The organism is Gottfriedia acidiceleris, assembly GCF_036421055.1.
In the GTDB taxonomy this organism is placed as follows: Bacteria; Bacillota; Bacilli; order Bacillales; family Bacillaceae_G; genus Gottfriedia; species Gottfriedia acidiceleris_C.
Genome location: NZ_JAZGQS010000026.1, coordinates 1 through 22,310 on the forward strand (window position 1 = coordinate 1; position 22,310 = coordinate 22,310).

At 30.8% G+C, this 22,310-nt stretch carries 22 protein-coding genes; 4 read left to right on the forward strand and 18 right to left on the reverse strand.

The genetic code is table 11. The features are described 5' to 3' along the window. Window positions 1–39: 39 nt before the first annotated feature. From RAH41_RS21925 to RAH41_RS21935, 3 genes are all read right to left on the reverse strand, one after another. Entirely contained in the window at window positions 40–1,014 is a 975-nt protein-coding gene (locus RAH41_RS21925) for an LCP family protein (protein WP_331225394.1), read from the reverse strand. A 278-nt stretch (window positions 1,015–1,292) separates the two neighbouring features. After that, window positions 1,293–1,727 carry a DUF6526 family protein gene (locus tag RAH41_RS21930; RefSeq protein ID WP_331225395.1) on the reverse strand — a complete coding sequence of 145 codons (435 nt, stop codon included), beginning with the start codon at window positions 1,725–1,727 and terminating at the stop codon, window positions 1,293–1,295. A 127-nt stretch (window positions 1,728–1,854) separates the two neighbouring features. After that, window positions 1,855–2,436: a vWA domain-containing protein gene (locus tag RAH41_RS21935; RefSeq protein ID WP_331225396.1), complete on the reverse strand. Its 582-nt coding sequence runs from the start codon at window positions 2,434–2,436 to the stop codon at window positions 1,855–1,857. Between the two features lie 98 nt (window positions 2,437–2,534). Between RAH41_RS21935 and RAH41_RS21940 the strand changes: the two genes are divergently transcribed. Continuing rightward, window positions 2,535–3,029, forward strand: coding sequence for a hypothetical protein (locus RAH41_RS21940; protein ID WP_331225397.1), 495 nt, complete (start codon window positions 2,535–2,537; stop codon window positions 3,027–3,029). A gap of 68 nt (window positions 3,030–3,097) precedes the next feature. On the opposite strand, the gene RAH41_RS21945 is transcribed toward RAH41_RS21940, so the two are convergent. The 10 genes from RAH41_RS21945 to RAH41_RS21990 form a co-directional block, all read right to left on the reverse strand. Next, window positions 3,098–4,213, reverse strand: a complete 1,116-nt coding sequence (locus RAH41_RS21945) for a diguanylate cyclase (RefSeq protein ID WP_331225398.1) — start codon at window positions 4,211–4,213, stop codon at window positions 3,098–3,100. 265 nt (window positions 4,214–4,478) lie between these two features. Next, on the reverse strand, window positions 4,479–5,561 hold the full coding sequence (locus tag RAH41_RS21950) for a Ger(x)C family spore germination protein (RefSeq protein ID WP_331225399.1): 1,083 nt from the start codon (window positions 5,559–5,561) through the stop codon (window positions 4,479–4,481). Beyond that, complete coding sequence (locus RAH41_RS21955; RefSeq protein WP_331225400.1) at window positions 5,558–6,643, reverse strand: GerAB/ArcD/ProY family transporter; 1,086 nt, start codon at window positions 6,641–6,643, stop codon at window positions 5,558–5,560. The genes RAH41_RS21950 and RAH41_RS21955 overlap by 4 nt, the downstream gene beginning before the upstream one ends. 18 nt (window positions 6,644–6,661) lie before the next feature. Further along, window positions 6,662–8,149, reverse strand: coding sequence for a spore germination protein (locus RAH41_RS21960; protein WP_331225401.1), 1,488 nt, complete (start codon window positions 8,147–8,149; stop codon window positions 6,662–6,664). A gap of 296 nt (window positions 8,150–8,445) precedes the next feature. Further along, a complete protein-coding gene (locus RAH41_RS21965) occupies window positions 8,446–9,402 on the reverse strand; it encodes an ABC transporter permease (RefSeq protein WP_331225402.1) in 957 nt (318 codons plus the stop codon). A 53-nt stretch (window positions 9,403–9,455) separates the two neighbouring features. After that, window positions 9,456–10,352, reverse strand: a complete 897-nt coding sequence (locus RAH41_RS21970) for an ABC transporter ATP-binding protein (RefSeq protein WP_331225403.1) — start codon at window positions 10,350–10,352, stop codon at window positions 9,456–9,458. Between the two features lie 562 nt (window positions 10,353–10,914). Further along, the gene (locus RAH41_RS21975) at window positions 10,915–11,121 is read right to left on the reverse strand and encodes a hypothetical protein (RefSeq protein WP_331225404.1); all 207 of its coding nucleotides are present in this window, start codon (window positions 11,119–11,121) and stop codon (window positions 10,915–10,917) included. Window positions 11,122–11,518: 397 nt separating this feature from the next. Continuing rightward, window positions 11,519–11,779, reverse strand: coding sequence for a DUF2187 family protein (locus RAH41_RS21980; RefSeq protein WP_331225405.1), 261 nt, complete (start codon window positions 11,777–11,779; stop codon window positions 11,519–11,521). A 462-nt stretch (window positions 11,780–12,241) separates the two neighbouring features. Then, the gene (locus RAH41_RS21985) at window positions 12,242–12,592 is read right to left on the reverse strand and encodes a hypothetical protein (RefSeq protein ID WP_331225406.1); all 351 of its coding nucleotides are present in this window, start codon (window positions 12,590–12,592) and stop codon (window positions 12,242–12,244) included. Between the two features lie 329 nt (window positions 12,593–12,921). Next, the gene (locus RAH41_RS21990) at window positions 12,922–13,665 is read right to left on the reverse strand and encodes a metallophosphoesterase family protein (protein WP_331225407.1); all 744 of its coding nucleotides are present in this window, start codon (window positions 13,663–13,665) and stop codon (window positions 12,922–12,924) included. Window positions 13,666–13,864: 199 nt separating this feature from the next. Here RAH41_RS21990 and RAH41_RS21995 point away from each other — a divergent pair, with 199 nt between their 5' ends. Then, on the forward strand, window positions 13,865–13,999 hold the full coding sequence (locus tag RAH41_RS21995; protein WP_331225408.1) for a hypothetical protein: 135 nt from the start codon (window positions 13,865–13,867) through the stop codon (window positions 13,997–13,999). Window positions 14,000–14,110: 111 nt separating this feature from the next. Here the strand turns inward: RAH41_RS21995 and RAH41_RS22000 are convergent, their stop codons facing one another. Beyond that, on the reverse strand, window positions 14,111–14,665 hold the full coding sequence (locus tag RAH41_RS22000; RefSeq protein ID WP_331225409.1) for a DUF4829 domain-containing protein: 555 nt from the start codon (window positions 14,663–14,665) through the stop codon (window positions 14,111–14,113). After that, the gene (locus RAH41_RS22005; RefSeq protein WP_331225410.1) at window positions 14,655–15,080 is read right to left on the reverse strand and encodes a hypothetical protein; all 426 of its coding nucleotides are present in this window, start codon (window positions 15,078–15,080) and stop codon (window positions 14,655–14,657) included. Before RAH41_RS22005 ends, RAH41_RS22000 begins: the two co-directional genes overlap by 11 nt. 816 nt (window positions 15,081–15,896) lie before the next feature. Here RAH41_RS22005 and RAH41_RS22010 point away from each other — a divergent pair. Beyond that, a complete protein-coding gene (locus RAH41_RS22010; protein WP_331225411.1) occupies window positions 15,897–16,565 on the forward strand; it encodes a Type 1 glutamine amidotransferase-like domain-containing protein in 669 nt (222 codons plus the stop codon). A gap of 596 nt (window positions 16,566–17,161) precedes the next feature. Next, window positions 17,162–18,568: an Ig-like domain-containing protein gene (locus tag RAH41_RS22015; RefSeq protein ID WP_331225412.1), complete on the forward strand. Its 1,407-nt coding sequence runs from the start codon at window positions 17,162–17,164 to the stop codon at window positions 18,566–18,568. 744 nt (window positions 18,569–19,312) lie between these two features. Here the strand turns inward: RAH41_RS22015 and RAH41_RS22020 are convergent. The 3 genes from RAH41_RS22020 to RAH41_RS22030 all read right to left on the reverse strand — a co-directional run bounded on the left by RAH41_RS22020 (window position 19,313) and on the right by RAH41_RS22030 (window position 22,251). Beyond that, window positions 19,313–20,302, reverse strand: a complete 990-nt coding sequence (locus RAH41_RS22020; RefSeq protein ID WP_331225413.1) for a WYL domain-containing protein — start codon at window positions 20,300–20,302, stop codon at window positions 19,313–19,315. Between the two features lie 171 nt (window positions 20,303–20,473). Next, window positions 20,474–20,935: a hypothetical protein gene (locus RAH41_RS22025; RefSeq protein WP_331225414.1), complete on the reverse strand. Its 462-nt coding sequence runs from the start codon at window positions 20,933–20,935 to the stop codon at window positions 20,474–20,476. A gap of 293 nt (window positions 20,936–21,228) precedes the next feature. Next, window positions 21,229–22,251 carry a hypothetical protein gene (locus tag RAH41_RS22030; protein ID WP_331225415.1) on the reverse strand — a complete coding sequence of 341 codons (1,023 nt, stop codon included), beginning with the start codon at window positions 22,249–22,251 and terminating at the stop codon, window positions 21,229–21,231. Between the last annotated feature and the right edge of the window lie 59 nt (window positions 22,252–22,310).

Here is a 22,310-nt window from a genome sequence, read left to right on the forward strand (position 1 = left end):
TGCTTCCATTTACCTCTTTTTTTAAAATTAAAAATCCACTTATTTTGATTGAATTGAATTAGCTTGTAATTTATCAAGTTCCAGATGATTTCTCAAACTATTTGTTATAGCCCTTACGCTAGTTTGATCCGGCATATAATAGTAAATTCTGTTAATATAATCGTCTCTTCCTTCCAATTTTAATGTCGTGATATTTTTAGGATTAGCATCCTTCATGTCATTGAATAAGAATAACCCTTCAGACAAGCTCATATTTGTTTTGACATTTTTACTAAATACACTTGCATAGTTATCTATTTTAAATAATGTTTTCGGAGACTTTAATTTATCAATAATTGCCAACATAACTTGTTGTTGACGTTCTTCACGTCCAAAATCACCTCGTGGATCGCGCTTTCTCATTCGAGCATAGGCTAAAGCTTCTGTTCCATTTAGATGTTGATTCCCTTTTTTGAAGTAAACCTTATAACGTGGTTTTGTATCCGTATATTGCCAAAAATCAAATGGAACATCAACATCAATTCCATCAATCTCATCTACAATATTTTTAAAACCACCAAAATCTACAGTAACATAATAGTCGATTGGGACATGTAAAAAGTTTTCTACTGTATTGACAGTTGATTGAAGACCACTGTTATATGCACCATTAATTTTAGATTTTCTTTTTTGATCTGGAATTTCCACGTATGTATCACGTGGAATACTCATTTTTTGTATTGTTTTATCTTTCGGATTAACAGTAACTAATATGATCGAATCCGTTCTACCACCCTTCCCTTTTGTTGCGTAGTTTTCAATTCCAAGAAATAAAATGGAAAAAGGTTGAGTATCTTTTATTTCTTGCTTACGCAAACTTGAGTGAAGAACTTCACCCTGGGTAGCATTCTGTAATTTATAATATGTTCTTATTCCCTTATATCCAATAAATGCTATAAGAATTAGAACGATCAATAGGAATATTTTAAGAGATTTTCTTTTTCTTTTTCTGATTTTATTACTCTTTTCTTTCATTTTTTAGCTAGAGCTCCTTTTAGATATTTGCGTTTAGCATTTAAAATCTATATTACTGACTAAACGTTTTTCAACAGATTTAGTCCTTCAAGGATAAAGATTATTTTCTATTCATATTGTTAGTCTCATTAGGGGAATTTATTATATATAATAGGTAACAAATTTTTTTGCTGGTATTGTTACTCGAACTTTATAATCTAACTCGAAAGTATCTCGATCAAACTAAGTAAAACCCTTCGAAACAAGAAAAGGACCTAAAGTAGGTCCCAAACACAAAATTAAACGCGATACTCATCCGCACGCCAATTTTTAATATTTTGCTTAATCTCTTTCGAACTTAGTCCTTCATTTACCGCTCGTTCACTTAACGCTACAAATTCCTCATCACTTGAAAATCGTAATGCAATAATTTGCCCAATTGTTAATTTAGGATCTAACGGTTTACCTGTTAAAGTAAAATGACGAAAATTTTCTTCCATTCGAATGACACGGTCTTGCACTTTGTTGGAATAAAGTCTTGTTAGAAAAAACGAAAGAACTAATAAAAGCGAAGTGACTAAAATAAATACTGCTAACCAAATATGATCGCTATTTTTTATCGCGATACATAAGTTAACGATTGAACCAATAATTGTGATTAATGCTAATGGTGCCCCAAAAAAGTGGAAAGCTGGGTGATATCTAACGTGATAATCTAAGCTTTGTGGTTTCATATGTACATCTCTCCTCTAAATATGTTTTATGTCCCTTTATTCTAACATTATTATTCTAACTGCATATTTATCATTACAATAAAAAAATCTAATAAATCAAAAAGACTTACTAGATTTGAATTTAATTTTATATCCTTTTTTCAGACACTGCTTCGCTTATTACATTATACATTTTTTCAACACCTTCATTAGAAGCTTTAAAGGTATAAGCATTTTCTTTTATAATTCCTAGGCTACTAGCTTCTTTTGCTACATCTATATTAGCTCCCATGAATATAAATTCCCAATTATACTTTTCTTGTTGGTGATTGATAAGATGTTTCACTTTACTATACGTGAATTCAACGCTTGCATTCTCTAACCCATCAGTAGTAATAACAAATATGACTTTTCCAGGTCTTTCAATCTCGTTACATAAAGACAATCTGTTGCCTACATTTAAAATAGTTTTACCTACCGCATCTAAAAGTGCAGTAGTTCCCCTTACAAAGTACTCTTTATCTGTTAATGTTACTTCACGTGCATTTTTCCCATTCCATAAGACTTCATACTGATCGTCAAAAAGAACTGTTGTTACATTCGTTTCTCCATCAAAACTACTTTGTTGTTTTATTAATGCATTAAATCCACCGATCGTATCACTTTCAAGTCCAGCCATTGAACCACTTCTATCAATTAAACATATGATTTCTATTTTGTTATTGTTCATTCGAAATCAGCCCCTTCATTCTTGATGTTATAATAGTAACTAAATTACTTAGTAGATAGGTCGCCTTAAAAGAGACATTTTGAAAGGGGGATTTTAAAATGCTTAACCAAAAATTTTTAATTGAATTACAACTATATGTAAAACGCCATTTTGAAGAAGTAAATATAGAAGAAATATATTTTAATAAAAATGAAATATTTGCTACTGAGCCTTTAGAAAATATAGAAATTGAAGCATTTATTAAAAATAAACTGAAACCAACATTTAGAGAAATCCTATTTAACTTTATTGATCAAAAAAATGTCAGTGATCCATTAATCTATAAAAAGGCGGGAATTGACCGAAAACATTTTTCAAAAATCCGCTCCATTCCTAATTATCATCCAAAGAAAAATACAATAATTGCTTTATCGTTGGCACTTGAACTAGATAAGATTGAAACAAACGAACTCTTAAGTTCTGCTGGCTATACATTATCTGACAGCGATTTGAATGATTTAGTCATAAAATTTTTTTTAGAGAAGAACCTTTATGATATTGATTTAGTCAACGAAGCATTGAACCACTTTAAATTAGATCCACTAATAAAATAAATAAAAAAAAACATCTTAAATCACCTTTTTTTTAAAGTGATAAATAGATGTTTTTTATTAAATAATATTTAGTAACTCACTTGGTCTCTTCCGTTATGTTTCGATTTATATAGTGCCTGATCCGCTTGCTTAACTAACTTTTGATAATCTTGTTTCGTCTCAGCAATCAGTGATGCTACACCAATACTTAACGTAACTAGTTTTTTCTCTGATTGCTCATGTTCAATCTTTAATTTTTTTATATTTCTACATATTCGATTACCTATTTTAAGTGCATCATTCAGATCAGATTTCGGTAATAAGATTGAGAATTCCTCTCCTCCATACCGTGCAACAATACCCGACGAACTTGCCGTCTCTAATTGCAAGCTCGCTGCTACTTTTCTTAAGCATTCATCACCTTTTGGGTGACCATATAAATCGTTATATTTTTTAAAATAATCCACATCAATCATTAATAATGTCATTGGTATTGATGTTTCATATGATTCTGAGCACCCATTTAAAAGTTGTTTTTCAAAATATCTACGGTTATATAGTCCAGTTAGACTGTCAACATTTGCGATATTTTCCATTTTCTTTAATTTTATTTCTGTATTCCGTGTTTGATTGGCTATAAAATAACTTAAAAGAACTGCTGGAACAAACATTAAAATCCATAAACCAATCGTTTGTAGTAGCCTTTCTAATACAATATCACCAATTGGTTTTAGCATCCATTTTTCAATTAAATAAAAACCGATACATCTATATAGAATGATAATTGTAGTCAAAATAAGAATTCTTTTCTTTTCATCCCATTTTTGATAATTCATGTAAAATCCAAAAAATAAAACAATCAAAAGCAAGAGAGAATCAATTAGATAAACAGTATTCAATCCTTTAATAAAATAAAAAGCAATCAGATCAAAGACAAACATTGTCACTAAGGTAAGATTCCCAAAAAAGATTGCTGCAATTTCCATTCCAAGCGCTCTAATTTGAATATTTGTTCCATGATCTGTGATAATTGGGAAATTTATTAACAGAACAGTCAATAAACTCAATAGAATCCCGATAAAAAACTCTTGAAATTTCGATTTCCCTGCAAACCTTTGTCGTGCCTCTCCCCATAAGATGGAAGAGGTTAGATAAAAAAAGCTAATGATGATTGTATGGGTTATGAAAATATTTTTAAAAAGCATAATCCCTCCAGGAATTACCTTAAAATAAATATGATTTTTTTAATGGTGTACAATCTACTTATTTTCTAAATTGGTGATGACTATGTATTTTTTTACTTTATCAATATAGTTAATTTCTCCGTAATAGTATATTGTCATACTCCTCTTTATCTTTGTATACAGTATTTATACAACGTCATTTATTTATAAATGTCTAAATAAAAATAGGCGTCTTTAAGTCTATTCTGACCTTAAAGCGCCTGTTAGTCCTTCAAATCCTTTTTCTCTATTCAACAATTCCAGTATGAATGATATCTAAATTAACCTTTACATTAATTTTTGCACTGGGATACTGTTTTTTCCATTTTTTTGCAGCAAAGCTTCTTTGATGTGCTTCTAATTTTGAGCCCAAACCAATTGGATCAACATTATTTTTTTGAAGAAGTGATATAAGCTCCCTTGCATTTTTTTCGATATCCCTTTCAATTGCTTTTTCAATTTTTTTAATATGTTTTGGGAATAATATTGGTTTATCACCAGTATATTCTTGAATTCTGGCATTCATATTTAAATGAATTGTGAATTCTGGTTTTCCTTTTTTGATTTTGACATCATATTTACTTCTTGATACTAGATTATCAATTGCTACATACTCTCCATCTATCTTGAACTGATGCAAACCTTGTTTATAATGTTCTATCATCGACTTAAAAACGAAAACATATTTCCATGGAATAATTGTTACGAGTTTATCGTATTTAAAAAGTGCTATACCAGTTAATTTCACCTTGTCATTCACTATTTTTAACACAGGTAAATATGGGTCTTGTCCAAGTTGAAAATATTGAAAGATAAATGTTGCGAAATCAGTGTACGGATACGCTCCATTCTCTGAATTATGTAGTAGTAAATCATAAAGATATAAAGCTACGTTATCTCTTTTATACTGGTTTAATGAAAGTAAATCGCTTGTTTGGCCATCGACTATAGCTAATTGAATCACACTCCCAACGGCCGGATCTCGATTAAACGTATCAACGATTGGAAAAATACCTCTTTTAGCAAAATCCATACTAAATATAACAACTCGAAGTTGACCCGATATTAACCGATACCTCATTTGACTATCTAATCTTTCCCTTACTTGTTTTATTGTTTCTCCTTTTGCTGAAGACACATTAAACTCAATCTGTCCGGATGGTCGAAACACAGGAAAAACAACAGTACCTTTATATTGATCGGGTTTCGGTAAATTGAACCCCGATGCTTGAACAAGATTTAGTTCATTCACATTCACAGACGGTACAAGTGCACACCCATTTAAAGTGAATGCAATACAAATAATAAAAAATAGTCTAATCTTTTTCATGATGCTTTCCCAGACTTAGTTAACATAAAAATGATTGAAAAAATAGGTATATAAATATAAAAGAGATAGAGAGAAAATCTACTGATATAATCAGTAAAAGTATTAATTTGATATCGAGTTTTAAGAAATTGGCAAATAATTAAACAAATTAGACTAATCAATAATAACGTATACTTTTGCTTCCATTTAAAAATTAATTTTAATCCTCTGCTCGTGCTCCATAATAATAGGCCTAAAATTGAGATTACTTTAATTAAAAAACTAGAAATTAGTAAATATTCAAACCTTTCTAAGAATGGTAAATGAATTAAACTAGCAATATAGATTCTTGCCCATATTACATGTGCAATTTGCCTTTCACTTAAAAGTAAAAATGTTGTAAAAGCTGATAAAGTGAAGACTAGAGTTGAAAAAGCAACTCCCCATTGAGCAAATTTTTGAGAAGAATTTCCATTCCGAATAAATGGAAAGACCATTAGTAGTACTTCAAATCCTGCCATTGTATAAACTGACTTTTTTGCAGCCAATAACAAATCTTTAAACGAATGATCAAGAATAGGTAAAATATTTTCCATATGAACATATCGATGTGGTAAATGAAATAGCAAAGCATAAAGCAGTGCTGTAAAGATTCCAGATAGAAATGCAATCCCAACTACTACACGAAAACCACCTGATACAATGTAATAGCACAATAATAAAATGATAATCGCTAATAGCCACGTTGATATTGTCGGAAACATCCAAACTTGAACGATTTCAATATATAATCTAAGAACAGAAATTGATAAACCTAGATAATAGGTTAGAATGACTAAACTTAAGGCTGAACCCAAAATGTTACCAAAAAATTGTTTATGTGCATCAATTATATCTCCTTGAGCCTTTGTTAACATTTTATACATAAACCATACGACTGCATTAACAAAGAACCCAGCAATTATTACACTAATCCATGCATCAAACCCAGCATCTTGTGCAATAAGCCGTTGAAATCCTAAAACACCTACTCCTATTTGTGAGCCTGAAATAATAAAAAACAAGAGGTAAGGTGATACCTGTTGCCTTCTATACGATGCCATGATCATACCTCCTTATCATTATTCATCAAAATCACTAGGTGGACCTGGACTTTTTTTATCACTTGTTGACTTAAATAGACTAGCTGGTCTCAAGTTTGTCGGCCTTTTTTTCTGCATTGCAAATGGTAATCTAATCCATAAATCATTGAATGCCGTTTTTCTAAGCGGGTATGCTCCAATATACGGTCTACCTAAAGACGTTAATCGAAGTAGGTGAGTCATTAAATAAACAAACCCAATAAAAATTCCTAATAGACCAATAAACTGAGCCATTAAGATAACCGGAAACTTCATAAATCGGATTGTATTGTTAAACTTATAGATTGCAGAAGTGTAGGAAGCAAGCGTACCTAAACCTACGAGAATTAAAAGAATATTACTTGTTAACTTAGCTTCAACTACCGCTTGACCAATAACGATCCCACCAACTATACCAAGCGTTTGCCCAATTTTTGATGGTAAACGAAGACCTGCTTCTTTCACAAGCTCGATTGTAAGTTCCAAAAATAAAGCCTCAAGGATTGGCGGAAATGGAACCGCTGCTCTCGATACGATTAATGATTCAAGTAACCGAGGCGGAATGAGTTCGTAATGATAGGTAAGAATCGCAACATAAAAAGCTGTTATGAAGATCGAAAGTGCAAAGCCAAACATTCTGAGACATCGGAAAAATGTCGCAAGTACCCAATTGACATAATAATCTTCCATTGCAATAAACGTTTCATCTATTAAAGCAGGTGTAAGAAGAACATTTGGAGAACCGTCAACAACAATCGCGATTTTCCCTTCAGTTAAACCTCCAACTGTACGATCAAGTCTTTCAGTTGGAATTGATTGTGGAAAAATAGAATGGTTGTTATCCCCGATCATAGATGCAATAAATGAACTATCTGGAATATGATCATATTGGATATCCTTTATTCTTTGTGTAACCGTATTTACATTATCCTCATCAACAATCCCGCTTATATAGATAACAGAAACACCTGTTTTTGATAACTTCCCAACTTCGTATTCCTCGACATGAAGTTCAGAAATTGGTAATTTATTTCGTATTAGATTTATGTTTACATCCATATCTTCTACAAATCCAACCTGCGGACCTAAAGTAGTAGCTTCCATTAAAGGAGGACCAATTGTTCTTGACACATTCTTCGAAATATTAACAAGTAAGCAATCTGTTTTATTCTCACCATATTGAATGGCCGTATAACCTTTTAACAGTTTACTTATAATTTTAGAATGATCTGAAGTAATCATAATTTGTTGAACTGGAAGTATAGACTTCAAATCATCAAGCGTATAATTATTTGTTAAATATGGGAGTATTTGATCATGCATGGTCTCAGACTTAATTAATGTCCGGATAAAATAAATGCTATAATAACTATCATTCTCTAGATCACTTGAAGTTTTAAATTTAACGAAATCATTTGATTTCGATAATTCATCAATCCAATTTTCATTTGAGGAATCTCTTTCCATACCATCATTATAAGTTCTCATACCATTCCCCTAATTTGATTTTATTTTATGATTTGAAATGGAGATGAAAATTATTCAATAAATGGAAGAAATTACATCGTTTTAAATGAGCAATAAAAAGTTTTAGGTAATAACCAACCTATAAAATTTAAATTCACCTAAATTCCTTTAAGAAAAAGAGTATGACCAAGCAGTGAAACAGTATAATGAAATGAAGACAATCTTTATTTAGAAATAAAAAAACCTTATTCATAAATTAGAATAAGGTCTTAGTTTTTTTCATTTAATTTAGTGCTTAAAAAAGAACAGTTAACAACTTAAGCTGTTACATCTCGTTTTGAAAATACAACTAATGATAATCCTAGGAATATAATAAAATAGACTAATAGCATAATTACAGAGAATGTCATTGTCATTCCTTCAACTGGTGGTGTGCCATTGACGTACTGCATTAAGTTTGTATTGGCAAATAAGATAAACTTTGTCCAGTCAAAGAATCCAGCCAAAATAACTGTTACCGTATTGCCAACTGTTAGTAGTAAAATTGAGATACCGATTGCAATTGTATTGTTCCTAAATACTGTTGAAACCATAAACGCCATCGTAGCAAGCATAAATGTTTCGATGAAGCTCATTACGTAAAGCTTTGCAGAATAGACAAGTCTACTTTGCTCTTCTACATGCCCATCAACATATGCTAAGTATGAAGTATTTCCACTTCCTGCACCAAAAAGTGCTAAACCTAGTAGATTTGAAACGACAAATAATATAAATAACATTGCAAAACCAAATAGAATACTAGTTAAATACTTTGACATAATGATTTTTTTTCTAGAAAACGGACGGATTAGTAATAGCTTAATCGTCCCCCAATTAAATTCACTCGCCACTATATTGGCAGAAACGATAATCGTAAATAGTCCGACTAAAATAATTAAACTTGATGAAACATCCATAAAAGTCCAAACATTCGTCTTTTCATTTGGTGATATATTATGGTCTATTCTGTACTCATTAATTGCAATTGATCGTTCTAATAATGGTCTTTGAGGGTCATTTTTATCACTTAGAGCTTTTAATTGTTTTTTATCTTCTGCTGTTTGTACTTGTAATGCTTGCTTCCAGTTCTTATCTGCATTTTGCTCTTTTTTATGTTCATTATATTTTACAAATGAACCCATAGCTCCAACTAGTAAAATAATAAGAGCAACCATCACAATTGTTCCTGGTCTTTTAATAATCTTTATCCATTCATTTTGAATCAATTTTAACATGTCCTAAGTCCCTTTCTTTTTGAAATTCTAAAGCACCAACAAAAAAAGAGTTGTTAAACATTCGTAATTTCTAAGAAACGATCTTCCAATGTTTTTGCATTTGCTTTAAATCCATATACGCGAATACGATTTTCGACTAATAACTCAATTACATTCGGTACATCTTCTCTCGTTAATTCAATATGTATTTCGTCATCAATTAATTTAGCATTATGTTTAGATAATACTTTAAGTGCAGTTTCATTATTATTCACTTCAATTGAATACGTCTGAACATCTTCAGTTGTAAGCTCTGTTACAGTTTGTACATCTACAAGCTTACCTTGTTGAATAATACCAATTCGGTCACACATCATTTCCATTTCTGCTAATAAGTGACTCGATACAATAATGGCCATCCCTTTTTTCTTCGTAAGAAGCTGCAGATGATCTCTCATTTCACGGATACCCGCTGGATCAAGTCCATTCGTAGGTTCATCAAGAATTAGAACCTTTGGATCATGCAATAAGCATTGAGCTAAACCAAGACGCTGTCTCATACCAAGAGAATACGTTTTTACTTTTTGACGAATAGCTCCTGTTAAACCAACAAGCTCAACAACTTCATCAATTTTCTCTTTTGTTACATTCTTATCCATGCGAGCATATTGCAATAAATTGTCATAACCACTTAGGAATTTATACAATTCTGGATTCTCTACAATTGCCCCTACATTCTTAATTGCTTCTTCAAAATTGGACTTAATACTATGACCATTAATAACAACGTCACCTTCAGAAATATTCATCAAACCAACCATCATCCTGATTGTCGTCGTCTTACCAGCTCCATTTGGACCTAAAAATCCAAAAACTTCGCCTTCAAAAATATCAAAGCTTAAATCAGAAACAATCTTCTTCCCTTTTATTTCCTTTGATAAGTTCTTAATTTGTACAATTGCCTTTTTCATTTCGTCCTCCTTATTTCCAATATTTTCTAAATTCCTAATTGTATTTTAACAAAACTTATCGGAGAGAAAAACGGTCTAAAGTCTGAGTTTGTTAAAAATTGGAATAAATTGTTACAAAAACATGAAAAATATTACATTATCTGCAGTTTTGCCACCGTTTTTTGAAATATTTACTCCTTGAGAAGGTTTAGTAAATTTAGAAGAGTAATTTTAGGTAGCTGATCGTGGTATATATCAAGGAAATCTTCACACATTTATTAACTTAAATACTCCATCTTTATTAATCTATAAATATAGACATTCCATGAAAGTGACAGTACTATTACTATGTTTTCCCTATTCTCCTGAAAAAAAAAGCAGTTTTTGCCTGCTCTAAAACTACTCTAATAATAACAATATTTTTATTTTTACTTATTATTTTAAAATCATTCTTGGGACGGTTTATTTGTACTTGCAACTTTTTTAAGATTTTCTCAACCCCATTGCACTTACCGGATATACTATTGTACTTTTCGATGCAATATTTAGTGATATTTGATTTAGAACAGAAAATGAATAGTTATTATTTAGCTACTCTTGAAATATGTGTGATTGTTTTTGATAATTTAGTTCTTGCGGAATCTGTGTATTCATAAGACACAACTTTACCATAATAAAAAACGGAATCCTTTGTTTGATATACTTTTGTTGTATAATATTTTACTTGTGAACCTTTGTATAAAGCGTTTAGTGTAGCAGTAGCTGCTGCTTTAGACCAAGGTTTTTTCAAAAACTTTTCTGGTATGTACGCTGATGCAAAAGAATATGTCCAATCACTTAGTGAACTGATAACTTTACTAGAACCATTAAACTTATCTATTAATTTATACTCAATAGAAGTTACATAAATAGTGGAAATTCAGTAAAATATTGGTGTATAACTGTTAACTTATTTGAGTTTTTCCATTTTCAATTACCTTTTTCACCTTACTTTTTTTCCATTAATTGTTACTAAATTATGAAAAACGGTGTAAGTTTCACCTTTTTGTAACTTTTTCAGTATAAATTCATAGTTACTCATGTCTCAATGTATGAAGCAAAATGACAGGAATAAGCCCATAGATTTCAAAGAATGATAAAAATAGCCTTATCCCACTTATTTTGGGATAAGGCTATTTTCTAGGAAATCAACTTTTTGACATTGGAGCTAAAATTTTATACTTTTTGTGGTTGATTACAGTGTGATCATATTCGTAATAATGTCTATGATTACGATCATTTCTCATATCAACAATTACAGAGTTTGAAAGAACTTTTGTTACAATTCCTTTTACTAAATTCGGTTTAATCTCTTTTACTTTATCCTCTTTAGGCATAAATTCGATTTCGTCACCTGGTCTAACGTAATATTTATTCATGGTTATGATTGATTTATTATTTTTGCACATATGTTTATCACCTTTTTATTTACTTTAATTTAATATTACGAAAATATCTGAATATTCAAAAGGGGATTGAATACTAGATTTCATCGTGACGGAGTACCTATACATCTATGTAGAAATAGTTTTGGATAACTAGTTTATTTGGGTAGTTTAGCATGATCATTCCTGATTATTCTCATTGAATTGAATGATGTTTTGATAGCATGATCTTGCCTTAAAAATAAAAAAGACTGTAGACAATTTCGATTTTCATCAATTTTGTTTACAGTCTTAGCCCCTAGCAGCAGGAGATATTTCAGTATTAGATTCTATGTTTGAAAAGACATTTTGAATAAATCATACATGTAGCAAATCAGATAAAACAAAACCCACCATCTAATGGTGGGTTCAATCATCCTATAAAACCAAAGTTTACAGTTAGCTTTATCTTTTCTTTAGTCATACCAATGAAATAATAAATTGAACTTAATTTACTGCACGGTTCAGTTCTTCACGAAGTCCGTTGCTAGCTAATTTATCCATATTTAGAAGCAGCGTTTTAACTTGTACAAAATCATCTGCACTTCCTAGTTCAAAAATTGCAACTAGATTGTTGTTATTGGTTTTAGAAACTTTCATTTTGTATTTACGTTTACGGAATAGTCGTTCTACCTTTGTTCCACGAGCTACAGAAATTCTGTAGGTTTCATTATTGTAGACTGTACCCGCATCAAATCCATTGTATGAAAAATTTGTATAATCCTTAGTAGGTATCGATACATCAATGTCTAGTTCCTTGTTAAGAATAAAATCTTTCAGTAGGTCTAGTTTTGTCATTTTTAATTCCTCCATAGCCGCATTGGCTTCTCTTGTAGTCGGAAAGTCAACCTCTGAAATATTAAAGGTCAGAACTCATATACATAGCCCTTCTTCCTATTCAAATGACCATTTACCTCAAAATGAACTTGAATAGTATTCATTTTATCATAATAGTCCAAAAACATATAATAGTACCTTTTTTTTAAAAACGTCAATTCGCACAACTTCATTTAATTTCAATTAATTTGACCAATCAAAAAAGGCAGCCTTTTTCTTAAATAAATGCTACCTTAATTTGAAAATGAAATTGCAGTTACGTCCCTTTTTGCTTTATATTATATTAATCATTAGATTTCATACTTTGCAGACTTTGATCGTGAAGAAATCGAATGAGTTGAGATGATTCCATCTTTATCCACCTTAATCCCATGTAAAACCCCACCATATGCAGCTGCTCCATCAATACAGATTTTGGTTTTACAAGGTGAATACCATATATCAAATTTCCCTTCGGTCTTGTGAAGGATTGAAGTTGGAGTATGACCGAATATAAATGTTTTATTTGTTTCATTCTTTCCGTAATGGAATTCATCACGAATCCAATAAAATTCCTTGTCAGTCGTTTCTTTCCAATCTTCAAGATTTAGATCGACTCCGGCATGAACGAATACATAGTTTTCCCATTCAAAATACAATGGTCTCGATTTAATAAATTGTAGTTCAGATACAAATTGCTCTTTCATTAATTGTGCTATTTCATTAGGGCTTCTTTTATTTGTAATTTCAAATTTAAAAAATGAATTAATTGTTTCTGAACCACCTTGTCCGTAATAATACGTTTGTTTAAACTCAGGTTGCTCAAGCCAGTCCAATAACATTTGTTCATGATTTCCTAGTAAAACAACCGCACCATAATCTTTTTCCAATTGCTGCGCTCTTAGCAAAACCTCGTATGGATTCTCACCACGATCAACTAAATCCCCAAGTAGTACTAGCCTCTCATTATCTGAATTCCATTGATTAAGTAATTTTTCCAGTTCATTAATACTACCGTGTATATCACCAATTGCAAAAACTGTATCCTTCTCCATTCATCCAACTCCTTTTATAAGCCTATTATTTCCACTGAATTATTTAAATAGTATAAATAGTTTAACAAATATAAAATACGAAAGTAAGTATCCCTCTTATTGCTTTTTAACTTATTAAATGTCCAATTATAGCTAGGATAGTTTTTTTTCCACAGGGAATAATGAAAAGGTAAAATTTTGATAAAGGGGATTTTTGAAAATGAGCAATGAAAAAAAAGATTTAAAAAATAGTGACTTTATTATTGCAGACTTAACGAATGATGCTAAGAGTAAGATTGAGAATTTAGAAGAGGAATTGGAAATTACTTTGGTTGCTTATGATTGTAAGAAGTAATTTTTCTAAGAGCGCTTACTATGGGTGCTCTTTTTTATTTTGTAAAAAAATAACACTAACTTTTGTGAATGTCTAAATTAATTTCTTAATTATAATTTTAACACATTCATGTCAAAGTAGATCTATAGTTTCATCTGAATCTAATAACCATTGACTATTTTCAGTCTCTTTTATCACAATCATTAGTCTATAATTTATTCCAATAATCATAGGCACTAATTCTGGATTACTTACTTCAATATTTATTTTTGCATAGTATGCTTTCACTACATAATATTGTTCTTGATTAGGACTTAATCTAAATTTATCTGTACTTGAAATATCCTTAATTTCCAGAAATGTTGTGTATTTTAAGTTTTCAAGATACTTTCTTGAAGAAGGATCACCATAAAATGCAATATTGGGACCTAGTAATTTTATTGCATCATCGTATTTTTTCTCGTTTAAAGATTTATAGTAGAGCTTCGGTACTCGCTCTGCTTCAGCAACAGTTGCTGTTACAATATTAGAATTATTGATTTTTGTCTTTAAATTATAATTTATACTATTATTTGACTCTTTATTGGAAGTGTTTTTGATATTCTTATTATTCGGTGTACATCCTACTAAAATATTGAATAACAATAAAGATATTATAAGTTGATTAATAGATTGTTTAGTATCCATTTCCAATTACCAATAAAGTTCCTGGATAGTAATATGACGCCATATATTTATAATCTTTTCCTTGTTTCGCCCAATATTGAGTATCATTTTGATAAACATTATTATATACATTATACTTCGATGAATCTCTACCAGGCCCCTTTGTTCCTGCCTTATAATAACCTACATCCTGAATTGATGTTGAATTAACTACATGATGAACTACCATCCCTTTAGTTTTTTTAAAAGCTGCATCTGTTTGTGCTGTCGCCGTATTTGGTTTATATACCTGGCAATTAGCTGGATTTAAGAAATTAGTTGTTGAAGAACTTCCACTTATATTACTGGATACCGGACTGAGAAAGAAGATTAAGACAAAAATAATCACTACGAAAGATAAAAGAAGAAATAGCATTACTCTAGATAAATTTCCCATTAAACTCACCTCTTTCTTGAAAATACTATTTAAATAACGTCTAAACCTCGACGTATACTATGTTAATCCAAAGAAAAGTAACTAGAATTAAATTCAAACTTAGACCAATATTGATTTTTTCTTTCCATCTCCTATTTGATGAAATGATCGAAACCATAAAACTAAGCAAGCTCAATAAAATACTTATACAATTTAAACTTAAAAATAGGTTGAAGTTGTTAAATCCGTTGAAGGTGACATTTAAAATGAAAATTAAATAACTAAAAATAAGATAGAAGAAACTTTTCAAATTTAACCCACCTCCGAGAAAACGTTCTGTTTTTTTGATTATATTAACATATTAATTTCTAGTAAAATGTTCTAAATTTGAATAATGTATGAAGATGAACTAAATATAGGCGCTTGTTCCTTAAATTGTAACAATTACTTATAATCTCTTTTATATTAGATGTATATTGAATTTGATTGATCGATTACTAATTGAAGCTGTAAATCCACTACTTTAAGAGGGAGAATCCAAATGAATTTATTTGGTAGTGAATACAACACTACTTTTTACAGAGGCTCTGTTAAATTAGATATTGATTTTCTTATGAGACTAAATGGCAGAATAGTTGAGCAAGGATTTATATAAATTTTGTGGAATTGTTAAGTATAAGACAGACTGAGCTTTAGCATGTATTCGAATAGACAATAAGCTGAATATCTGATAACAATGATTCAAATGAAGTGTTCTTATCATTCCTAAAGCTAGGGTTACAATCATAGAAGTATGAACAAACTTGACAGTACCAAACAAGGACAAGGAGCGAAATTATGAAATTTCTTCTTACATCTGGAGGTATCAATAACAAAAGCATACACGACGCGTTGGTTGACATGTTGGGCAAGCCAATATCTGAATCTAATGCCCTGTGCATCCCCACTGCAATGTATGGACACCCTTGGGTTGGCCCTGGTGTCAAAGCCTGGGAGTTCATTAGTGGGAAAGAAGAGAACCCCATGGTTGGCCTCGGTTGGAAGTCAGTCGGGGTATTGGAACTCACAGCGCTACCAAGCATCGATGAAAAACGCTGGATACCACTGGTTCAGGAGACAGATGTACTGCTAGTGTCAGGCGGCGACGCCCTATACCTATGTCACTGGATGCGTCAATCCGGACTGGCAGACCTTTTACCGTCACTGAACGCAGTCTATGTGGGAATGAGTGCTGGGAGCATGGTAATGACACCTAACATAGGAGAGTACTTCGTTGGCTGGACCCCACCAGTCGGTGGTGATGAAACACTGGGACTGGTGGAATTTTCAATCTTTCCTCACCTGGATCACGAGATGCTCCCGGGAAACACCATGGCTGCAGCAGAGAGATGGGCAGACGAAATACGGGGACCTGCGTATGCGATTGACGATCAAACCGCAATCCAAGTAATTGATGGAGCGGTAGAAGTTTTATCTGAAGGGCAATGGAAACTGTTTACACGTTGATGACTTTATACGCCCCTTTTCTTGATCTATTCTCAAGGGGTAGTGGGATAATTTGAAAATAGATAGAAACTTAATGGCGCGATTCTTCAATATAGAAGAATCGTTTTTCTTTCTCCACTAAAAAGAGCGTTCAATAAGGATTCGATTTATTTAGTCCATCATGTTTTCTCCCCTATTTTCTTTCATTCTACCTCTCTACCACATGCCTAAACACTTAGTATTTTTACCTGCCTAAATATGATAACTTTATTATATAAAGCGAGATATTCAAAAATTTGAACATCAAAAAAGAGAATCAAATGATCATTCTAGTATCATTCATACGTGATAATAGTTTCATATTTTTACCAAAACAATTCCAAGTACTTAAGGAGTTTTATTGATTCTTTCATATTAATTCCAAATGAAATCGTCATAAATAGTCTTATTTAGCTTAATTACTTTTATATTCGATTATTAAAATTTCATTAAACAAGCCTAAAGTCTTTTTAATTGTCGAAAAAAAAATATGTAATGATGCCCATGGTTGTGGCTGATTTTTTATAGTAGCATTAGATACCTCAGTGTTCTTAAAAGAAAACTTAGGGAGTGATTTTGTGCTTAATAAAAAAATCTTATCATTGGTTACTTTAGGATTATTAGCTTCACCATTGTCTTTAGGAACTGTAAAGGCGGAAGGAAATGGATACGATTTATCAAAGAAGATGATTGAGCATCAGGTTAAAAAACCTCTTCAAAAAGGAATCCTAGATTTCCAAACGTTTAACCAACTTAGAAAAGAAGTAAAATTTTCTCCATCCATTTCAGTAAACTTTAATAAAGTGGGAACTTTGAATAAAGATAATGCCACTAGTGCAGATGATGATTTTATTTACGAGACTGAATACAATGATGAGTTTGCTTATGCAGATAATACATCTTATGAGAAAATCTTGATCGGTCAGTTACTCCCTTTGTATGATTTAGATTTACATAAAGTAGTTGTACCGACTGATGGACTTTTATATTTAGCTGGAGCAACCAACTCTACTAATATTGATCTATTATTTGCCGCTGTAGAAAAGGATTTTGTTGAGAGTAAAAAATTAGTATACTTAGGTTCGGAATATGACGATGACGGCGCTGAGTACCAAGCATATCAAGCAAAAGCCGGTACTTATTATGTAGGAGTTATCGATCATGATAATGTAGACGATATTGACAATAATACAGAAGATGACTTATATGCCATTGCAACTGGTTTCGAGGACAATGTGGCGCCAAATAAACCAATCGTAAATAAAGTTGATAATAATGATCTAGTTGTAACAGGTAAAGCAGAAGCTAATTCTACTGTAAATGTAAAAGTAGGAAGCACTCAAATCGGTACTGCTAAAGCCACATCAAATGGAGCTTATTCTGTAAAAATAAAAGCACAAAAAGCTGGAGTTACTTTAAGTATTTACGCTAAAGATGCTGCTGGGAATACGAGTGTAGCTGCAACGACAAAAGTTGTTGATGTCATTGCCCCAGCTAAACCTGTTGTAAATAAAGTAGATAATAATGACAAAGTTGTGACTGGAAAAGCCGAAGCTGGTTCAACTGTTACTGTTAAAAAAGGGACTAAAGTATTAGGAACTGCTAAAGCTAACTCGTCAGGAAATTATTCGGTTAATATAGCTGTTCAATATGCAGGTACAAAACTGACTGTAACTGCTAAAGACGCTGCTGGTAATACAAGTGCAGCAACAACTGTAACCGTGGTAGATGTAATTGCACCAGGTAAGCCAAAGGTTAATCGAATTGATGATAATGATTCAAAAGTAACTGGAAAAGCTGAAGCCAACTCAACTGTAACCGTGAAAGTTGGAAGTAAAGTCTTAGGTACTGCCAAAGCTGATTCAAAAGGAAACTTTACAGTTAAAATCAAAGCACAGAAAAAAAACACAATAATTGCTGTAACTGCAAAGGATGCGGCTGGGAATACTAGTCAAGCAACTACTGTTAAAGTAGTAAGGCATTAAAGCAAATGGATGAGCCAAGGATTAATTCCTTGGTTTTTGTTTTTCAAGTCCAAAAAACATAAAATACAATACCATAAGAAATTATCCCCCATTATTTAAAGTATATTTTTTGATAAATACTCATCAATATTTTGCCTATAAATCTCGTAAAATTCATAAACATAATTAAATTGGCCATCTTAAAAAATATAGATTACCTTTCTATCTTTCGTTTGATATTCACTGATTTTAAGACTCTTTATCATTTGAGTTCCAACCATATTCGCTCCTTCGTAATTTAAGTCATTTGATGAGAAAATACTTATGTTAATCTTGTTTTGAAGATTCACCTCAACATGAGGAGAAGTAAACCCATTCTAACAGATATACACTTGAAATCTTATGTCCCTTTGGTATCAAAATTGGTTGGTTAATTGAAGATAGTTTAGTACTTATTTCATGCTTATTAATTTTTATTTTTGTTTCAGGAGTTGGCCTGGAAAACAATATAGAAAAATACATTATTAAACTGATCCCTACAATTGAAATAATAGAATAGAAAATTACCTTTAGCATCATTCACAAACCTCACATCTTATTTAGCAAAAAATAACTTTACACTTGTGAAAATAGTAACATAATTAACTACATTATAATTTACGTAATTTTGAAATAAGTATGAAGAATTTTAGGTAACACTACCTTTCATCGGTTTTTAATTTTCACAAAAAAAGAGCATCCCTAAGATACTCTTTTCGTTAAAAATTATGGTTGCAAATTCATACTATACAACTTACTCATCTCAAAAATTTGCTCTTGTACTTTCTCGATCACAGAAGGTGGACTTAACACCTGAGCATCCCTTCCCCATGTTAAAATCCAAGTAATCAACCCATCACTAATCGCAGCTTTCGTAGTTAATATAAAATGATCATCATCCACTTTCTGAATATCCGCCTTTAATCCGAATCTGTCTAGTACTACATTCAATAAGCTTTTTTTAAACTTGATTTTTACATAATCAGGTTCACCGGCAAACATATTAAAGACTGTACTCAAATATTCATCAACGTTAAAGCGTTCATCTTGAAATTTTTCATCTGTTCTTTTAACTTCACGCATTCGGTCCACACGGAAATGTCTAAGTTGATCATCAGGTAAGCTTCTAGTAATTAAGTAATAGTAGTCATTTGACCAAATTACTGCAAGTGGTTTTACTGAGTACTTTTTCCCATCATGGCTTAGCTCAAATTCTTTTTTAAAATTGTATCGGCCATATTGAAAAGTAAGTAATTTTTTCTCGGCAATAGCTTGATGAATTTGATCAATTGAGAAGTGAATTCGATTGCTCTCACTTTTAATCGCTGTGTCTGGAATAATGCCATTATGAAGCTTTTTCGCTTCGTTTTCACTCGTAAGTTTTTTTAATTTATCGATGATTTTCTTTGTTTCTTGTTTGTTTAAAAATCTTGAAGCTGTAACAGCATCTACTAATAAGCGCAGTTCATGTAATTCAAATAATCTTTCTTGGTGACTATATGTAGTTGCCTTACCATCTGAAGCGTTTTCAATTACATCAAAACCAACATCCACTAATACCGATATATCTTTTAAAAATGTATTTTTACTATACGAAAAATCCTCTTCTCCTGCTGCCAATCTCTTTTTTATTTCATCAAAGGTAAACTCACGATCAATATCTGTTTTACTTTCTAATAGTTTCATTAGTTTATAGAAACGTTCACGGTTTTCCATGGATTCCTCCGTTTATTTAGTAAAATTCATAAGATGTATTTTTGTAACTTAATCTAATTTTAATTTTAACATATTTATTGGTAAATGATGGTTAAAAAATACTAGTCTATTTTCACTAGAAGAATACCCTATTTAGTAGCTTTTTTACAAGCTTACTCAATAGGGTAATTTTTAAGATGGAGGTGCTTTTTCGTCCTTATAAATTGTAACAAATTCTCTTTCGGCTATTATTAAGTCTCTTGGAGATTTTATATCTTTTAATGCAATTTGGCGTTTATGGTTAATTGGGTAGTCTTCTTCTGAATTCCATGAAGTGTAATACTCTATAACGCCACTTTCGTTTAAAGCTTCTTTAATGTATTCGTATAAAATCTTTAAACATTTTTCACCTTCTGGAGTAATCCGTTTTTCTCCTTTAAGCGGAACTTGTTGAGACATCATACATACTTGATACTTATATTTAAAATGTTTGGAGAAACTAAAAATCTTTTTTTCTTCTGGGTCATAATTTTTCTCCATATAGAGATGTGTAAAATCTAGTTCACTAGCATAAACATTAGGAGAAATAGGATTATCACCAAAGATTCCATCTTTCAGTGGTATTGGTGAAGAAATAAAATGATATTGTGTCATAATTAGACTCTCCTATCTATTAGAGTTAAAGTAAATTGTATGGCCACTAAATTATGCACTTAAAGGAATGTAAGTCCATAATGAAAAAATGAAAAGAGAAACAAGACATAAACAAACAGTGAATATATATTTTTTTTGCTGCTTTATGTAAAAAATTGAAACTATTAAACTAAGAATTAAGATTAAGATAGAAATACAATTTATAGTAAACCAAACTTTAAAAGAATCAAAACCATTAAAAAGTAAATTTATGCTAAATAATAAATAACTAAAAATAATATAGTAGAAAATTTTCATTTGGTTTCCTCCTCTTTTAATATAAAGTCAATCAATGTATGATCTTTATCTTTAAATGTCATAGAATGGGTTAATTTAAATGTTTGAATATCATATATATACATTCCTTTGTTATCGCTAGAATAAAAATGTTTATTATCTAGTTTACTTAGTATGGGATCATTATTTAACTTCAATAATTTTCTAGTATTATTACTTTCATCAATAATCTGTATCCTACTGCCAGTTTTATTAGAAAAATCATATTGTGTAATATAGGTGGATCGTTTATTAAAGAAAATCTCCCAAGGTCCTAGGAAATTTAACTCAACCAATTTAGACTTTTTTGTTTTTTTATCAATTTGGATAATTTGATTAGTGGGACCTGAAAAATCGTTTTTTGCATTGTTTATTACATAAATTAAGCTCCCATTTAAGGCAATATCAGTTGGAAATGCTGTCTTTTCATTTACAATTTTATTTTTTGTTTTTAAGTTTGTAGTTAAAAAATAGATTTTTTGTTTTAATCCTTCTACATCGTCACCTACTACAACAATTTCATCGTTAATACATGCTATTTTTTTCAATACCCCTTTTAATGATATTTCTTTTACAATTTTATTATTTTTGAGATTTATTTTTGAAACTTTTCCTTTTCTTAATTCAGAATTATGTATTACATATAAATAGTTATTTAATTTCACAAGATCAATTGGTTTAGAAAATGTATCAATATATCTTATCTCATTTGATTTTAAATTTATATTTAGTATTTTATTTTGCGCAGAGAATGGAGTACCAGTTATTGGAAGGTAGTAGTGATTATTGTATTTTTTCCCCTTACCTATCCCTCCATAATTGATATTAATTTCCTTTTTCATTTGAAAATTTTCATTATAAAATTTTATACTACTTTTATTTTTACTAAATGATGTAAATATTAATGCCATCATATTATCTTGCTTTTTATGCGAACAAGATAAAGCGAAAACCAGAATAAATATTAGTAAAATATTCAGATAGACAGTATTCTTTTTCATATATAACATACATCCTTTACTATTTAATAGATTAAAAGACGAGTATTAATACTCGTCTT

Excerpts from the sequence above, each read along its gene's own strand:
- RAH41_RS21925 (WP_331225394.1), bottom strand. The coding sequence starts at position 1,014 with ATGAAAGAAAAGAGTAATAAAATCAGAAAAAGAAAAAGAAAATCTCTT.
- RAH41_RS21930 (WP_331225395.1), bottom strand. The coding sequence starts at position 1,727 with ATGAAACCACAAAGCTTAGATTATCACGTTAGATATCACCCAGCTTTC.
- RAH41_RS21935 (WP_331225396.1), bottom strand. The coding sequence starts at position 2,436 with ATGAACAATAACAAAATAGAAATCATATGTTTAATTGATAGAAGTGGT.
- RAH41_RS21940 (WP_331225397.1), top strand. The coding sequence starts at position 2,535 with ATGCTTAACCAAAAATTTTTAATTGAATTACAACTATATGTAAAACGC.
- RAH41_RS21945 (WP_331225398.1), bottom strand. The coding sequence starts at position 4,213 with ATGCTTTTTAAAAATATTTTCATAACCCATACAATCATCATTAGCTTT.
- RAH41_RS21950 (WP_331225399.1), bottom strand. The coding sequence starts at position 5,561 with ATGAAAAAGATTAGACTATTTTTTATTATTTGTATTGCATTCACTTTA.
- RAH41_RS21955 (WP_331225400.1), bottom strand. The coding sequence starts at position 6,643 with ATGGCATCGTATAGAAGGCAACAGGTATCACCTTACCTCTTGTTTTTT.
- RAH41_RS21960 (WP_331225401.1), bottom strand. The coding sequence starts at position 8,149 with ATGAGAACTTATAATGATGGTATGGAAAGAGATTCCTCAAATGAAAAT.
- RAH41_RS21965 (WP_331225402.1), bottom strand. The coding sequence starts at position 9,402 with ATGTTAAAATTGATTCAAAATGAATGGATAAAGATTATTAAAAGACCA.
- RAH41_RS21970 (WP_331225403.1), bottom strand. The coding sequence starts at position 10,352 with ATGAAAAAGGCAATTGTACAAATTAAGAACTTATCAAAGGAAATAAAA.
- RAH41_RS21980 (WP_331225405.1), bottom strand. The coding sequence starts at position 11,779 with ATGTGCAAAAATAATAAATCAATCATAACCATGAATAAATATTACGTT.
- RAH41_RS21985 (WP_331225406.1), bottom strand. The coding sequence starts at position 12,592 with ATGACAAAACTAGACCTACTGAAAGATTTTATTCTTAACAAGGAACTA.
- RAH41_RS21990 (WP_331225407.1), bottom strand. The coding sequence starts at position 13,665 with ATGGAGAAGGATACAGTTTTTGCAATTGGTGATATACACGGTAGTATT.
- RAH41_RS21995 (WP_331225408.1), top strand. The coding sequence starts at position 13,865 with ATGAGCAATGAAAAAAAAGATTTAAAAAATAGTGACTTTATTATTGCA.
- RAH41_RS22000 (WP_331225409.1), bottom strand. The coding sequence starts at position 14,665 with ATGGATACTAAACAATCTATTAATCAACTTATAATATCTTTATTGTTA.
- RAH41_RS22005 (WP_331225410.1), bottom strand. The coding sequence starts at position 15,080 with ATGGGAAATTTATCTAGAGTAATGCTATTTCTTCTTTTATCTTTCGTA.
- RAH41_RS22010 (WP_331225411.1), top strand. The coding sequence starts at position 15,897 with ATGAAATTTCTTCTTACATCTGGAGGTATCAATAACAAAAGCATACAC.
- RAH41_RS22020 (WP_331225413.1), bottom strand. The coding sequence starts at position 20,302 with ATGGAAAACCGTGAACGTTTCTATAAACTAATGAAACTATTAGAAAGT.
- RAH41_RS22025 (WP_331225414.1), bottom strand. The coding sequence starts at position 20,935 with ATGACACAATATCATTTTATTTCTTCACCAATACCACTGAAAGATGGA.
- RAH41_RS22030 (WP_331225415.1), bottom strand. The coding sequence starts at position 22,251 with ATGAAAAAGAATACTGTCTATCTGAATATTTTACTAATATTTATTCTG.